The 14793-nt window shown below is 68.7% G+C and carries 12 protein-coding genes; 8 read left to right on the top strand and 4 right to left on the bottom strand.

What is annotated here, in order from left to right; genetic code table 11:
* The first annotated feature begins 54 nt into the window (after positions 1–54).
* Together K3M35_RS09760 and K3M35_RS09755 are read left to right on the top strand one after the other, a co-directional pair.
* Complete coding sequence (locus K3M35_RS09760; RefSeq protein WP_220666345.1) at positions 55–1419, top strand: TIGR01777 family oxidoreductase; 1365 nt, start codon at positions 55–57, stop codon at positions 1417–1419.
* Positions 1416–2879, top strand: coding sequence for an SDR family oxidoreductase (locus tag K3M35_RS09755; RefSeq protein ID WP_019290405.1), 1464 nt, complete (start codon positions 1416–1418; stop codon positions 2877–2879). Before K3M35_RS09760 ends, K3M35_RS09755 begins: the two co-directional genes overlap by 4 nt.
* A gap of 153 nt (positions 2880–3032) precedes the next feature.
* Here K3M35_RS09755 and K3M35_RS09750 read toward each other — a convergent pair whose 3' ends face one another.
* Both K3M35_RS09750 and K3M35_RS09745 read right to left on the bottom strand, forming a co-directional pair.
* Positions 3033–3623, bottom strand: coding sequence for a lipocalin family protein (locus K3M35_RS09750; protein ID WP_220666344.1), 591 nt, complete (start codon positions 3621–3623; stop codon positions 3033–3035).
* 30 nt (positions 3624–3653) lie between these two features.
* On the bottom strand, positions 3654–4325 hold the full coding sequence (locus K3M35_RS09745; protein WP_064061457.1) for a fasciclin domain-containing protein: 672 nt from the start codon (positions 4323–4325) through the stop codon (positions 3654–3656).
* 482 nt (positions 4326–4807) lie between these two features.
* Between K3M35_RS09745 and K3M35_RS09740 the strand changes: the two genes are divergently transcribed.
* From K3M35_RS09740 to K3M35_RS09730, 3 genes are all read left to right on the top strand, one after another.
* Positions 4808–5431 (top strand): DUF1365 family protein, encoded by a 624-nt coding sequence (locus K3M35_RS09740; RefSeq protein ID WP_220666343.1) that lies wholly within the window; start codon positions 4808–4810, stop codon positions 5429–5431.
* 77 nt (positions 5432–5508) lie between these two features.
* Positions 5509–6081 (top strand): sigma-70 family RNA polymerase sigma factor, encoded by a 573-nt coding sequence (locus K3M35_RS09735; protein WP_024102602.1) that lies wholly within the window; start codon positions 5509–5511, stop codon positions 6079–6081.
* Entirely contained in the window at positions 6074–6892 is an 819-nt protein-coding gene (locus tag K3M35_RS09730; protein ID WP_220666342.1) for an anti-sigma factor, read from the top strand. The genes K3M35_RS09735 and K3M35_RS09730 overlap by 8 nt, the downstream gene beginning before the upstream one ends.
* A 22-nt stretch (positions 6893–6914) precedes the next feature.
* Here the strand turns inward: K3M35_RS09730 and K3M35_RS09725 are convergent, their stop codons facing one another.
* Positions 6915–7691 (bottom strand): putative protein N(5)-glutamine methyltransferase, encoded by a 777-nt coding sequence (locus K3M35_RS09725; RefSeq protein WP_064061453.1) that lies wholly within the window; start codon positions 7689–7691, stop codon positions 6915–6917.
* Positions 7692–7983: 292 nt separating this feature from the next.
* On the opposite strand from K3M35_RS09725, the gene K3M35_RS09720 reads away from it, so the two are divergent.
* From K3M35_RS09720 to K3M35_RS09710, 3 genes are all read left to right on the top strand, one after another.
* On the top strand, positions 7984–10098 hold the full coding sequence (locus tag K3M35_RS09720) for an MMPL family transporter (RefSeq protein ID WP_220666341.1): 2115 nt from the start codon (positions 7984–7986) through the stop codon (positions 10096–10098).
* A gap of 130 nt (positions 10099–10228) precedes the next feature.
* Positions 10229–13561 carry a bifunctional lysylphosphatidylglycerol synthetase/lysine--tRNA ligase LysX gene (gene lysX / locus K3M35_RS09715; RefSeq protein WP_259443803.1) on the top strand — a complete coding sequence of 1111 codons (3333 nt, stop codon included), beginning with the start codon at positions 10229–10231 and terminating at the stop codon, positions 13559–13561.
* Positions 13562–13605: 44 nt separating this feature from the next.
* Positions 13606–14205, top strand: coding sequence for a histidine phosphatase family protein (locus tag K3M35_RS09710; RefSeq protein ID WP_019290415.1), 600 nt, complete (start codon positions 13606–13608; stop codon positions 14203–14205).
* A 56-nt stretch (positions 14206–14261) separates the two neighbouring features.
* Here K3M35_RS09710 and K3M35_RS09705 read toward each other — a convergent pair whose 3' ends face one another.
* Positions 14262–14744 (bottom strand): nuclear transport factor 2 family protein, encoded by a 483-nt coding sequence (locus tag K3M35_RS09705; RefSeq protein WP_024102596.1) that lies wholly within the window; start codon positions 14742–14744, stop codon positions 14262–14264.
* Positions 14745–14793: the final 49 nt, after the last annotated feature.

The following is a 14793-nucleotide window of genomic DNA, read 5'->3' as shown; positions in this document are numbered from 1 at the left end:
GCGCCCCGGCGCCGTCACCACCGGGTGAGCATCACTGCAAACAGGAGGCAGGGCATGGGCATCGAATTCTCGAGCGTCGTCGACGCACCGCGTGACGAGGTGTTCGACTGGCACTCCCGGCCCGGCGCCATCCTCCGCCTGATCCCGCCCTGGCAGCCGATGAACGTCGTCGCCGAGGCCGACTCCCTCGAATCCGGTACGGCCGTCCTCGGTCTCCCCGGCGGTCTGCGCTGGATCTCCCGGCACAGACCCGAGGATTACGACCCGCCAGCACGTTTCGTGGACGAACTCTCCCACGACGGCCTGTTGTCGCGCCCCGCCACCGTCATCGGCTCGTGGCGCCACGAACACCGCTTCGACGTCGTCGACGAATTCCGCACCCGCGTCACCGATCGCGTCGACACGCGGGTACCGGGCTGTTTCCTCACCCAGACCTTCCGTTACCGGCACCGCCAGCTCGCCGACGATCTCGCGAGCCACCGCTGGTCGCACGCGCAGGGCATCCGACCCGGGACGGTCGCGGTGACCGGATCGAGCGGACTCGTGGGTACTGCCCTGACGGCCTTCCTGTCCACGGGTGGCTACCAGGTAGTCCGCCTGGTGCGCCGGAAACCGCAGCGCACCGACGAACGATGCTGGGACCCTCAGGATCCGGCGCCCGACCTACTCGAAGGCGTCGACGCCGTCGTCCACCTCGCGGGCGCGTCGATCGCGGGACGGTTCACCGACTCCCACAAGGCCGCGATCCGCGACAGCCGCATCGAACCGACACGCCGACTCGCCGAACTCGCCGCGACCACACCCAACGGTCCCGCGACCTTCGTCTCCGCGTCCGCGATCGGCCTCTACGGTTACGACCGAGGAGACACACCGCTCGACGAGAACGCATCACGTGGAACGGGTTTCCTCGCCGACGTCGTCTCCGATTGGGAGGCCGCGGCACATCCCGCGGAGAAGAAGGGCATGCGGGTCGTGCACGTGCGCACCGGCATCGTCCAGACACCCCGCGGCGGAACGCTCCAGTTGATGCGGCCGCTGTTCGCGAGCGGTCTCGGTGGCCGGATCGGCGACGGCCGGCAGTGGTTCTCCTGGATCGACATCGACGACCTCCTCGAGGTCTACCACCGTGCCCTCACCGACCCCGGCCTGACCGGACCGGTGAACGCCGTTGCACCGCAGCCGGTGCGCAACGAGGAGTACACCCGGGTACTGGCGTCGGTGCTGCACCGTCCCGCACTGCTGCCCGTCCCCGGTTTCGGCCCCCGGTTGCTGCTCGGCGACGAGGGTGCACGCGAGGTCGCCCAGGCCGATCAGTTCGTCGTCCCGAAGGCGCTGATCGACGCCGGGCACCGGTTCCGGCGTCCCGATCTCGAAGCGTCGCTGCGCCACCAACTCGGCCACATCCTGGAGGAACCGTGAGCGGAAAGCGTGTCCTGGTCACCGGAGCGACCGGCTACATCGGTGGCCGGCTCGCTCCGCGCCTGCTCGAGGCGGGTTACCGGGTACGGGTGCTCGCGCGCAGCCCCGACAAATTGCGCGACGTGCCGTGGGCCGACGACGTCGAGATCGTCCGTGGCGACCTCGACGACGCCGAATCGCTGCGCGCGGCATGCCGCGACATCGACGTCGTGTACTACCTGGTGCATTCGATGGGTGGTCGCGACGAGTTCGTCGACGCGGAGAAGCGAGCGGCGCAGAACGTCGCCGACGCGGCACGCGACCACGGCGTCTCCCGCATCGTGTACCTCGGTGGGCTGCACCCGGAGTCGGGTGATCTCTCACCGCACCTGTATTCACGGGCCCAGGTCGGACGTATCCTGACGGATTCCGGTGTTCCGACGCTCGTGCTGCAGGCCGGCGTCGTGATCGGTTCGGGTTCGGCGTCGTTCGAGATGATCCGGCATCTGAGCAACCGACTCCCCGTCATGACGACCCCACGCTGGGTGAACAACCGGATCCAGCCCATCGCGGTGCGCGACGTCCTGCACTATCTGCTCGCTGCCGCAGATGCACCCCTCCCCCGCAGCGGCACCTACGACATCGGTGGGCCCGACGTCCTGCGGTACGGCGAGATGATGCAGCAGTACTCGGAGGTCGCCGGTCTGACGAAACGCCGGATCCTCGTCCTGCCCGTCCTCACACCGAAGCTCGCCGGTTTGTGGATCGGTCTGGTCACGCCGATTCCTCCGCCTCTCGGTCGCGCGCTCCTCGAATCGCTGTCGACCGACGCGGTAATGCGCAACCATGACGTCGACTCGATCATCCCCCCACCGGAATCCGGCCTCACCGGCTACCGCGACGCGGTCCGGCTCGCCCTCGGCCGTATCGAACGGGGAGAGGTCGAGACGACGTGGACGAACGCATCACCGGTCGGTGCACCCGCCGATCCGCTTCCGTCCGACCCGGACTGGGCCGGCGAGGTCGTCTTCACCGACGAGCGGTCACTCGAGTCGGATTCGTCCCAGGAGAAGGTGTTTGCCGTCGTCGAGAGCATCGGCGGCGAGAACGGTTGGTATTCCTTCCCGTTGGCGTGGACCATCCGCGGCTGGCTCGACCGGTTCGTCGGCGGCGTCGGACTCCACCGCGGTCGCCGCGACCCGAAAACCCTGCATACCGGTGACGCCCTGGACTTCTGGCGCGTCGAACGGATCGAACGTCCGACGCTGCTGCGCCTGCGCGCGGAGATGCGGGCACCCGGCGGAGCGTGGCTCGAGTGGCGGGTCGAACCGCTGGAGTCGGGCCGGTCGCGCGTGCACCAGCGGGCGATCTTCTTCCCGCGCGGAGTCGCTGGTCGTCTCTACTGGTACGCGCTGGTTCCCTTCCACGGCATCATCTTCCGCGGCATGCTCGAGAACATCGCGGGCACCGCCGGCCGCTAGAGCGATCCGCTACGTTGTTCGCCATCCGCTGCAGCAATTCGGTTGGTTGCCGTAGCGGATGGCGAACTCGCGAGCGGATGTTCTCGGGACGACGGATCTGGGTGGTGTGCGGATCTTCCTCGGGATCCGCACACCACCACGATCGACCGAGAGTTACACGGCGCAGAGCGGTTTGATGTCCTGCAGTCCCTCGGTGGTGGGCGAGGTGAGCATCAGGCACGAGTTGTACCCGCTCGCCTCGACGACGTTCCGGATCTCGCGCCACGCGTCATCGCTGACGACGGGCGAACGCGACAGCACGAATCCGGAGATGCGCGTCGGGTCACCGACGACTGCCCACGAGTAATCGTTCGCGAGGTACGTGACGATGTAGTTGCTCGGTCCGTCGAGCGAATCCTGGAAGGGTACCCCCGGAAAAGACACATGCAGTGCGGCATTGTCGTTCACGCGGGCGTTCCCGATGATACCGCGACGATCGCCGGTGAACGTGGTGCACGAGTTCTCCACGCGCACGTTGCGTTCGTCGAGCAGCGTGTAGAACGCCGTCGTGTCGCGAGCGCAGTCGATGTTGTAGGGAGCCGGATTGGCGGCGAGCTGATACCACTGCCCCACATACCGGTTCACGTCGAGCTCGGGAACCGGAGTGAGCGGCGCTGCGGCGGCGGGCATGGCGAACAGGAGCGCGCCTGCGGCGGCGATGAACGCCGCCGCAAGCCCCCGAACGCCGTGTCGGGATCTACGCATGCCTTCTACCTTTCCGTCGTCCGGTATCGGTTACTGCTGGGGCATGAGAACGCCGTCGATCAGGTACACGGTGGCGTTCTCGGTCTCGATGCCACCGCAGATCACGTTGGCGTCGTTGACGGTCCACATCTCACCCTCGCCGGCGACCTCGACGGTGCCGCCCTGGACGGTGGTCTGCGTGCCGGCGATATCGGCCGGGGTCAGCTCACCGGGAACCACGTGGTAGGTGAGGATGTCGGTCAGTAGAGCCGAATCCGTCTGCAGCGTCTGGACGGTCTCCGGCGGCAGGGCGGCGAACGCGTCGTCGACCGGCGCGAAGACGGTGAACTCGCCATCGTTGAGCGTCTCGACCAGGTTGACGTCGGGGTTGAGCTGGCCGGACAGGGCCTGCGTGAGAGTGGTCAGGATCGGCACGTTTCCGGCGGCCTCGGCGACAGGCTGGTTCGCGAGTTCCTCGACGGACGACGGGCCGGTAGGGTTCGCGGCGACATAATCGGCGCAGCCCGGTCCGACGGGGCCGGCAGCGGGGGCTGCGGTACCGGTTGCAGCCGTAGTGGTTTCCTGCATTGTCTCCTGGGTGGTCTCCATCGTGGTGGTGTCGGTGGTGTCCGTGCCCGAATCATCCGAACACGCCGCGACACCCAGCAGGGACATCGCACCGATTCCGACGACGGCCAGGCTCTTGCGCGCAGTGATGTTCATGACTGTGGTTCCCTTCGTAGGCCGTGGCCGGAAACGGCCACGTCGATCAGGTGTGTCACCGGTCATTCGAACCTCGGGTCGGCCCGGATGGGTCGGATCGAGAGATTTTTTCTCGGATCGGTATCCGGTGTTCGACCCATCCGTATTGCGGTCGGCTCCGAATGCAGGTCATGGACGACGTCGAGGATCTCCGACCGGCTCACGTATTCGTGTTGCCCGGTGGGCGTCCGGTCGGCACCACACCGCCGCGTCCGTGGCCTCTGTCGCAGTTGCACATGCGTCGGAGGACACCCGGACCGATCCGCGGATGGCGCAGAGCCGGACGACGGCGGCGGGAGACCGGGGCGTGAACACGCGCTGGCATCCCCTGCCCGGAGCCGGGCACTTCCTCCTCACCGACCCGCGCTGGTGGGCCGACACCACAGCCGATTTCCTCACGTGCACACTGTCGGGGAAACCGACCCCGTGCCCCGGAGACGACCATGCATCCTGACCTTCCCCGCGCAGTCGCGATGATCGGCGACGACGTCGAGTTCCCGGGTGGCCGGGAGGCGGTCGTGCCGGCGATCTACCGGACCTTCGTCCGCCACGCGCAGGGCTCGGCCGAGCGCCCCTCGCTCGAGTACCGCGGCTTCAGCTGGGTCATGGATGTCGACGAGTCGATGCCTTCGTCCTGGTGGTTGCGCACGCTGATGCGGTTCGAGCCGTGGGACCACTTCGTCGCGAGCGATTCGGACACCTTCCGCGGGCGGGTCGAGGATCAGCTCGTGGCCGACGGGGTGCGGGTTCCGGTCGGGCGCATCACTGCGCTGCTGAACATCCGGCGCCTCGGTCTCGGACCGGATCCGCTGAACCTGTTCTGGTGTCACGATCCGAGCGGTTCCCTGGCCTGCGTGGTCGCGGAGATCCATTCGCGCCGGAACGGACGGCACTGTTACACGCTGCGCTCGGACGAGATCGACATCATCACCCGGGCCGGCGACACGTTCGCGGTCTCGGTCGCCCTGCGGCGACCCGGCGTCCCGGTGTTCACCGCGACCGTCAGCGGCGAACGGCTGCCGGCCGATCTCACGACTGTTCTACGTGCTCGGATGTGGATGGGGTGACGCTCGTGGTCGACACGGTTGCCTTGAGTGGAGGGAATGTCCAGGCTAGGCTTTCCCTCGATGAGCGGACTGAGCCGATGACCGGCGTCGGAGGCCATACCGATACCCTCGGCGAACTGCTCGGGCGGGTGGCCCGGCAGGACCCTACGGCGTTCGCCGAACTGTACGACGCGACGCGTTCCCGAGTCTTCGGCATGGTGCTGCGGGTCCTGCGGGATCCCGGTTACAGCGAGGAGACCACCCAGGAGGTCTACCTCCAGGTATGGAGGTCGGCCGACAAGTACGACCCGCGTCAGGGTTCCGCTCTGTCGTGGATCATCACGCTCGCCCATCGGCGTGCCGTCGACCGGGTCCGCAGCGAACAGTCCGGAGCCGACCGCGAGTCGCAGTACGGTTCGACGAACGTCGACGCGGCCTTCGACTCGGTGAGCGAGGAGGTAGCGCAGCGCGACGATCGCCGCCGGGTGAACGAGTGTCTGGGTTCGCTCACCGAACTGCAGCGACGCTCGGTCGAGCTCGCCTACTACAGAGGCTTTACGTATACCGAAGTGGCAGAAGAACTTTCGTCCCCGTTGCCGACGGTCAAGTCGCGCATCCGGGACGGCCTGAAACGACTGAAGAATTGTCTGGGGGTGACTGTGGATGGCTGACGAGGCGAACGATTCCTCGCGCGATCTGCTCGACATGGCACCCATCTTCGCATTGGATGCCGTCACGCCCGACGAACGTCGAGAGCTTGCCGAGCGACTCGCGGAAGCAGACCCGGAGGTGGCCGAACGGTTCGGCGTCGAGGTCCGCGAGGTCCGCGAGACCCTCGCAGCGATGTCGGCCGGTACCGCGACCGAGCCGCCGCCCGAACTCCGGGTGCGACTGCTCGATCTGGTCCACGCCGAACTCACCGCGAAGACGCCCGCCGAGAAGACGCACACGGAACGACCCGGTGAGCCGGAGGCGACCGAGGCACCTCGGGCGGAGGACGATCACCCTCCCCCGCCCGTCTCCCTCGACGAGCGCCGCCAGGCCCGACGGCGGAACTTCCTGCTCGCCGCGGCAGCGGCCGTGATCGTCGCGATCGGCGGCGTCGTGGTAGCCGGTCAATGGCAGAACACGTCCGAGCCGGGCACGAGCGAGCGGGTCTTCGCCGCCGAGGACGTACGGACCTCGTCGGGCGAGCTCGACGGTGGCGGCACCGCGACCGTGGTGTTCTCCAAGGAGGAGGACGCCGGCGTGCTGGTGATGAACAACGTCGCCCCGCCGGCCGAGGGCAGCGTCTACCAGATGTGGCTGGTCGGGCCCGAGGGAATGGAGCCCGCAGGCACGATGACACCCGACGACGTCGCGCCGTCGACGACCGCGGTGCTCGAGGACATCTCGGGTGCCACCGCGCTCGCCTTCAGCGTGGAACCGACGGGCGGGTCGACCCAGCCGACCGCGATCTTCGCTCAGCTGCCGCTCGACTGACATGTTCGCGGCAGCGAGCACGTCATCGGCGGGTGCCGATGACGACGGTCGCGTCGGCCTCCTCGAAACCCCGCGTGTCGGCGTCGAGTCCGGCCCGGGTCATGAGGTCGCGCACGACGGGTGCCTGCGACGCGGCCGACTCGACGAGCAGCGACCCACCGTCGGTGAGCCACCGACCCGCGTCGGCGACGAGCCGACGGTGGACGTCCAGTCCGTCGGGTCCGCCGTCCAGTGCATGTCGCGGCTCGCTGCAGCGCGCCTCCCGCGGCATCGACGCGATCGCCCCCGACGGCACGTAGGGCGCGTTGGCGACGAGCACGTCGACGCGACCGCGCAGCGTGCCCGGCAGGGCGTCGAACAGATCGCCGACGAACACCCGGTGGGGCGGCAGGTTCAGGCGGGCACACGCGGTGGCGACGGGATCGATGTCGGCCGCGTAGACCTCGCAGGCCTCGACGGCGGTGGCGAGCGTGGCACCGACGGCACCGCACCCGCAGCACATGTCGACGATCACGGCGCCGGGCCGCGCGAGTTCGATCGCGCAGTCCACCAGGTACTCGGTGCGGCGACGGGAGACGAACACCCCCTCTCGCACCGCGATGCGCCTGCCGTGGAAGAAGACCTGTCCCAGTACGTGTTCGAGGGGTTCTCCGCCGACCCGCCGCGCGATGAGCCGCTCCAGATCCGAGGGTGTGGGAGCGGCTTCGACGAGCAGCTGCGCCTCCTCCTCGGCAAACACGCACCCGGCCGCTCGCAGTGCGGAGACAACGTCGGCGTGGGTCCGGTGGGCGGAGACCATGCGGAACCCTACCGCGCGCTCATCCGGCGAATCTCTCCGTTTCCCGGGGCGGGGGCCGGCTCACACCCCGTGAAGGGGTGGAATCTCCCGATCATGGGTATTCCGCGGGCTGTCACGAGGAGCGCTGTGGGAACGAACGATCTCGTGCAGGAGCCTGCGCAGGGTCGCCGGGTCCGAGACCGCGACCGGAGAGCCGCCACCGGTCGCGTCGTCGCGCTCGAGTTCGATCACACGCCGGTAGGCGTCCACGCCCCCGCGTGGGTCGACATATCCGTTCACGCCAGGAGGAATCTTGAGCACTGCTACCGCGCCCCCACGTAGAACCGGCCGATGGCGGTGGTTGCTACCCGCCCTGTTGCTCATCGCGTGGCTCGTGGCCGCCGGTGGCGGCGGCCCGTTCGCAGGCAAGCTCAGCGAGGTCGCCTCCAACGACGCGAGCACCTTCCTCCCGGCATCGGCCGAATCCACCCGCGCGGACGAGCTGTACGCGCAGTTCAACGAGAGCGAGTTCATCCCCGCGATCGTCGTCGCCGAACGCGACGGTGGGATCACCGACGAGGACCTCGCCTTCCTCGCCACCGAATCGGCCGGACCACCGCCGATCCCGTCGGAGGACGGCGCAGCGGCGCAGATGATCGTGCCGCTCGACGCCTCCGGGGAGGTCCAGGAGGCCGTCGAGGAACTCCGGACGGCCCTCGAAGGCGCACCGGACGGCCTGACCGTCTACGTCACCGGCCCCGCCGGGCAGGCCGCCGACCTGTCGTCGGCCTTCGGCGGCATCGACGGACTGCTCCTGCTCGTCGCGGGCGGTGTCGTCCTCGTCATCCTCGTGGTGGTCTACCGCAGCCCGATCCTGCCGTTCGTCGTCATCATCTCGGCGCTGTTCGCACTCGCCCTCGCGAGCCTGCTGATCTATGTGCTCGCCGACGCCGGAGCGATCGCGCTCAACGGCCAGAGCCAGGGCATCATGTTCATCCTCGTGTTCGGCGCCGCCACCGACTACGCGCTGCTGCTGGTCTCCCGGTACCGCGAGGAACTGCGACTGCAGCAGGACAAGTACGCCGCGATGCGCAGCGCGCTCCGCGGCTCGATCGAGCCGATCGCGGCGTCGGCCGGCACCGTCATCCTCGGTGTGCTGTGCCTACTGTTGTCGGACCTGAACTCCAACCGCGGTCTCGGCCCGGTGGCCGCCATCGGCATCGCGACGTCGTTCCTCGCGTCGCTCACCTTCCTGCCCGCAGTGCTCGTGCTGCTCGGCCGCGTCGCGTTCTGGCCCACCCGCCCGGTCTACGACCCGAACGCCGACGCCGACGACATGCAGAAGTCCCACAAGGTGTGGGGCCGGGTGGCCGACTTCGTCGGGTCGAAGCCGCGTCCCATCTGGATCGTGTGCAGCCTCGTGCTCGTCACCTTCGCCCTGCTGGCACCGCAGTTCAAGGCAAGCGGTGTCGCGTCCTCGGATCTGTTCCTCCTGCAAACCGATTCGAAGTCCGGCCAGGAGGTGCTCGGTGAGCACTTCGACGCCGGCACCGGTTCGCCCAGCATCGTCGTCGCCCGCGAAGGCGCGCTCGAGGGTGTCGTCGGCGCCACCGAGGGCGTCGAGGGCGTGACGACCGTCCAGCCCGTCCCCGGACCCGACGGCGCGCCGCGCGTGGTCGACGGACTGGTCGCGGTGCAGGCGACGCTCTCGGATCCCGCCGACTCCCTCGCCGCCGAGGAGACCGTCGAACGCATCCGCGAGGCGGTGCACGCCGTGCCCGGGGCCGAGGCACTCGTCGGCGGACCCACGGCCGTCGACCTCGACACGAAGGACACCGCGACCCGCGACCGCACCGTCATCATCCCGGTTGTGACGCTCGTGGTGCTGCTGGTGCTCATCGCGTTGCTGCGGGCGGTCGTCGCACCGATCCTGCTGATGCTCACCGTGATCGTCTCGTTCGCGGCGACCCTCGGTATCTCGTCGCTCGTGTTCAACCACCTGTTCGGTTTCCCGGGCGCCGACCCGGTGGTGCCTCTGTTCGGGTTCGTCTTCCTCGTGGCGCTGGGTATCGACTACAACATCTTCCTCATGACCCGCGTCCGCGAGGAGACGAAGAAGGTCGGTACCCGTGCGGGCACCCTGCGGGCGCTGACCGTCACCGGTGGTGTCATCACGTCCGCCGGCGTGGTGCTCGCGGCCACGTTCTCGGCGCTGGCGGTGATCCCACTGCTGTTCCTGGCTCAGCTGGCGTTCATCGTCGCCTTCGGTGTCCTGCTCGACGCGCTGCTCGTGCGGTCGCTGGTGGTGCCGGCCCTGACGATCGACATCGGCAAGAAGATCTGGTGGCCGAGCAAGCCGGCGCGGGCCGAACCGTCCGAGCCGGACGCCTCCGAGGACGTCGCGACCGCGGGAGCGCCGCGCTCATGAGCGCGCTGAGCGCGCAGTGCTACTGACAGGCGCATGAGCGGATGAGAACGGCCGCGGGACCGGGCATGTGATCCGGTCCCGCGGCCGTTCGTCCCACGGCTGCCGCGTTTGCCCGTTACCGTTCTATTCCATGTCTGCGGATTCCGCCGCTCCTGTCGAGCGCCCGCGTCCGGTGGAGGACGCCCGACCGCCCTCCCGGCCGTCGCTGACCGACCGTGTCGGTGGACGTCTGTCCGCCGTACCGCACATCTTCGGCCTGATCCTGGGCATCTACGCGGTCGTGGTCGCATTGTGGTCGATCTCCCCGACCCTGCGTTACTGGATCCACGCCCCGCGCGAATATCTCGACGAGTACTACTTCGACGCCCCCGACACGAGCCTGTCGTTCGCGCTCGTCCTCGGCCTGCTCGCCGGTGCGATCGCCGGCCGAAAACGCATCGCGTGGTGGATCCTGACGATCTACCTCGGCGGATTCTCCATCACCAATCTCGTGATGAGCATCGTCGAGCGCGACCCGAACCACCTCGTCGCGTTGGTCGTCCACCTGCTGATCGTCGCGCTCCTGCTGCTGTCCTATCCCGAGTTCTACACGCGCGTGCGGCGCGGAAACGCCTGGGCCGCACTCGGTGTGCTCGTGGGTGGTCTGGTCGTCGCGACGCTCATCGGCTGGGGCCTGGTGGAACTGTTCCCCGGCACCCTGCCCGCTACCGACCGGTTCCTGTGGGCGCTCAACCGCGTCACCGCGCTGACGTTCATCGACAACGACCAGTTCGGTGGCCGCCCGAACGGGCTGGTCAACACGATCCTCGGCCTCCTCGGCGCCCTCGCCGTGCTCGCGGCGGTCGTGGTGCTGTTCCGTTCACAGCGAGCGAGCAACGCGCTCACCGGCAGTGACGAATCGGCCATCCGCGGTCTGCTCGCCCAGAGCGACGATTCGCTCGGCTACTTCGCGACCCGCCGCGACAAGGCCGTGGTGTTCGCCCCCAGCGGCAAGGCCGCGGTGACCTACCGCGTCGAACTCGGCGTGTGCCTCGCGAGCGGTGATCCGATCGGCAACCCCGAAGCGTGGCCACACGCCATCGACGAATGGCTCGACCTCGCCCGCGCCTATGGGTGGACACCCGCGGTGATGGGGGCGAGCGAGGACGGTGCGACGGCCTACCACCGTGCGGGTCTGAACGCGCTGCAGCTCGGCGACGAGGCCGTCCTGCTCACCCGCGACTTCAGTCTCGCCGGACGCGACATGCGACCGGTGCGGCAGGCCGTCAACCGCGCCCGCAAACACGGTGTGACCGCGCGGATCATGCGTCACCGCGAACTGTCACCCATCGAGCTGTCGGCGGCGATCCAGCGCGCCGAGGCCTGGCGCGACACCGAAAACGAGCGCGGTTTCTCGATGGCCCTCGGCCGGCTCGGCGACCCGCTCGACGGCGACTGCCTGCTCGTCGAAGCGGTCGCGGACGGCAAGGTCGTCGCGATGCTCTCGCTCGTGCCCTGGGGATCGGACGGCGTGTCACTCGACCTCATGCGCCGCGACCCGCAGGCCCCCAACGGCGTCGTCGAACTCATGGTCTCCGAGCTCGCCTCACGCGGTGCCGAATTCGACGTCGAGCGGATCTCGTTGAACTTCGCGGTCTTCCGGTCGGTCTTCGAGGAGGGCGCGCGGATCGGTGCCGGCCCGATCCTGCGGTTGTGGCGGTCGATCCTGCTGTTCTTCTCACGGTGGTGGCAGCTCGAGGCGTTGTACCGGTCCAACGTCAAGTACCACCCCGAATGGGTGCCCCGCTTCCTGTGTTTCCGCGACAACCGGCTCATCCCGCGCGTCGCGCTCGCGTCGGCGATCGCCGAGGGCTTCCTCACCCTCCCCACCTTCGGTCGTCGGAACACCCAGCAGCACACGGGAACACACTCGGCGTTCCCCGAGGACCAGGTGGCCGCGGCAGAACTGCACGACGACGGCAGCGCACCCGACGTCGAGCTTGCCGACGGCACGCCCGCCGTCTCGCACGGACGTCGCCGCCCCGAACAGGTCCAGGTGCGGATGAACACCCTGCAGCGGATCGTCGAGCACGGTGTCGATCCCTATCCGGTCGCGCATCCCCCGACCCACACGGCCGCCGAGGCCCGGGCCGCGAAGTCCGGCACCCCGGTGACCGTGGCGGGACGCCTGCTGCGCATCCGCAACTTCGGCGGTGTGCTGTTCGCGGTGCTGCGCGACTGGTCGGGCGACATCCAGATCCTCATCGACCGGCAACGGGTTGCCGGACAACGCTTCCTGTTCGACCTCGGTGACCTCGTCGAGGTGTCGGGCGAGGTGGGACGCAGCCGCACCGGCGAGATCTCGGTGCTCGCCGACTCGTGGCGCATCGACGGCAAGTGCCTGCATCCGCTGCCCGACAAGTACCACGGCCTCGTCGACCCGGAAGCCCGCGTGCGGCAACGCTATCTGCATCTCGCGATCGACCGCGGGGCACGCGACCACCTCGCGGCACGCAGCGCGGTGGTGCGGTCGCTACGCGACGAACTGCAGGCGCGCGGCTATCTCGAGGTGGAGACCCCCATCCTGCAGTCGGTGCACGGCGGCGCGAACGCCGCACCGTTCATCACGCACATCAACGCCTACGACGCCGATCTGTACCTGCGGATCGCCCCCGAGCTGTATCTGAAGCGGTTGTGCGTCGCGGGCATGGCGAAGGTCTTCGAGATCGGCCGGGTGTTCCGCAACGAGGGTGCGGATTTCAAGCACAACCCGGAGTTCACGATCCTCGAGGCATACGAGGCGCACAGCGACTACGAGAAGATGCGGGTGGTCGCACGCGAGTTGATCCAGGCAGCGGCCCGCGCGGCACACGGACGCGAGATCATCCTGCGGCCCGGACCCGACGGTATCCCGGTCGAGATCGACATCTCCGGCGAGTGGCCCGTCAAGACCTTCCACGACGCGATCTCCGAGGCGCTCGGGACATTCGTCGACGCGCAGACCCCCGTCGACGTCCTGCGACGCCTGTGCGACGAACACGAGATCCCCTACAACCCGGCCTGGGACGCCGGCGCCACCGCGCAGGAGATGTACGAGCACCTCGTCGAATCGAAGACGGAGTTCCCCACCTTCTACACCGACTTCCCGACCTCGGTGTCGCCGTTGACCCGGCCGCACCCCCGCAAGCCGGGTGTCGCGGCGAAGTGGGACCTGGTGGCCTGGGGTGTCGAGCTGGGGACCGCCTACAGCGAGCTCACCGATCCGCTCGACCAGCGTGCTCGCCTCACGGAGCAGTCGCTGCTCGCCGCGGGCGGTGACGAGGAGGCGATGGAACTCGACGAGGAGTTCCTCGAAGCACTCGAATACGCGATGCCTCCCACCGGCGGCCTCGGTATGGGTGTCGACCGGATCGTGATGCTCGTACTCGGAGGGAGCATCCGCGAGTCGCTGGCGTTCCCGTTCACGAAGCCGCGGCGCTCCTGACGGGTGGTTTCACGTGAAACCGCTCCACCTGGCATCGTGAGGTCGTGCAGCTACTCCTGATCCGTCACGCCGAGCCGAACAACGCCCGCGCCGAGACCGGGGGCGCCGACCCGCCGCTCACGGAGGCCGGTCGTCTCCAGGCGTCGCGGTTGCCGGACGCGCTGTCCCCCTACAACATCACCCGCCTGTTCTCGAGCCCGCAGTTGCGGGCCCTGCAGACGGCCGAGCCGGTCGCGGAACGACGCGGGCTCGACGTGGAGAAGATGGAGGACATCGCCGAGTACGACTACGGCCACGACCACTACTTCACGATCGACGCCGCGAAGGACGTCGCACCGGCCGCCTACAAGCGCATCCTGGCAGGTCACCTGCCCGATTTCGTGGACGGGGACGCCTTCCGCACGCGGGTGCTGCGAGGGATCGACCACGTGGTGGACACGTGCGACCACGCCGAGACCGTGGCGCTGTTCGCCCACGGTGGGGTCGTGAACATCGTGCTGCAGCACCTGCTCGAGCTGCCCCGGCCGCTGATGTTCCCCATCGAGTACGCGTCGGTGACGCGCATCCTCGTCTCACGCAGCGGCGCGCGCCGCGTCGCGTCGATCAACGAGACCGGGCACGTACGCGACACCCTGCGCGTCTGAGCGCCCCGGGAGCCGGCCGCGGGTGAGCCCCCAGCGCCCACCCGCGAGTCGTGGGTTCAGCGCCGTGCGCTCGCGAGGAGGTCGCGGGCGGCGGTGCTGCCGTCGAGCAACCGCGACGTGCGGCGCACGATCTTCCAGCTGCCGTCGATCCGGGCGAGTTCGAAACGATTGGCGCTCACCCGCCACACCCGGAACGAATCCGAATCGGCGTTGCGGCGCAGCAGCAGGGAGTGGCAGGTCGCGACGGCGGTGTCGCCGTCGACCCGGATGTGCACCGGGTCGAGCAGATGACCGCAGCCCTCCTCGATGTAGTCCTGGTGCGGTCGGGTGCGCACCATCTTCATGATGGCGTCGCGACCCTCCATCAGGCGGATGTCGACGTCGTAGACGGCGTCCTCGGCCCACAGTTCCCCCACCGCCTCGGCGTCACCGGCGTCGACGGCCGGGCCGTAGGCCGTGAGGACCTCGTGGATCGCAGCCTTGTCCTCGAGGAGCTGTACGCGTTCGAGGAGGGAGGCCAGCAGGGCGGAGTCGGTCATCTCGATCCTTCCGGGCGGGGGCGTCGCCACCCGTTCTACCGGGGTCCGG

Origin of the sequence: Rhodococcus sp. DMU2021 (assembly GCF_019641445.1) — a bacterium.
Lineage (GTDB): Bacteria > Actinomycetota > Actinomycetes > Mycobacteriales > Mycobacteriaceae > Rhodococcus > Rhodococcus pyridinivorans.
This window is presented reverse-complemented; position numbering and strand designations above follow the sequence as displayed.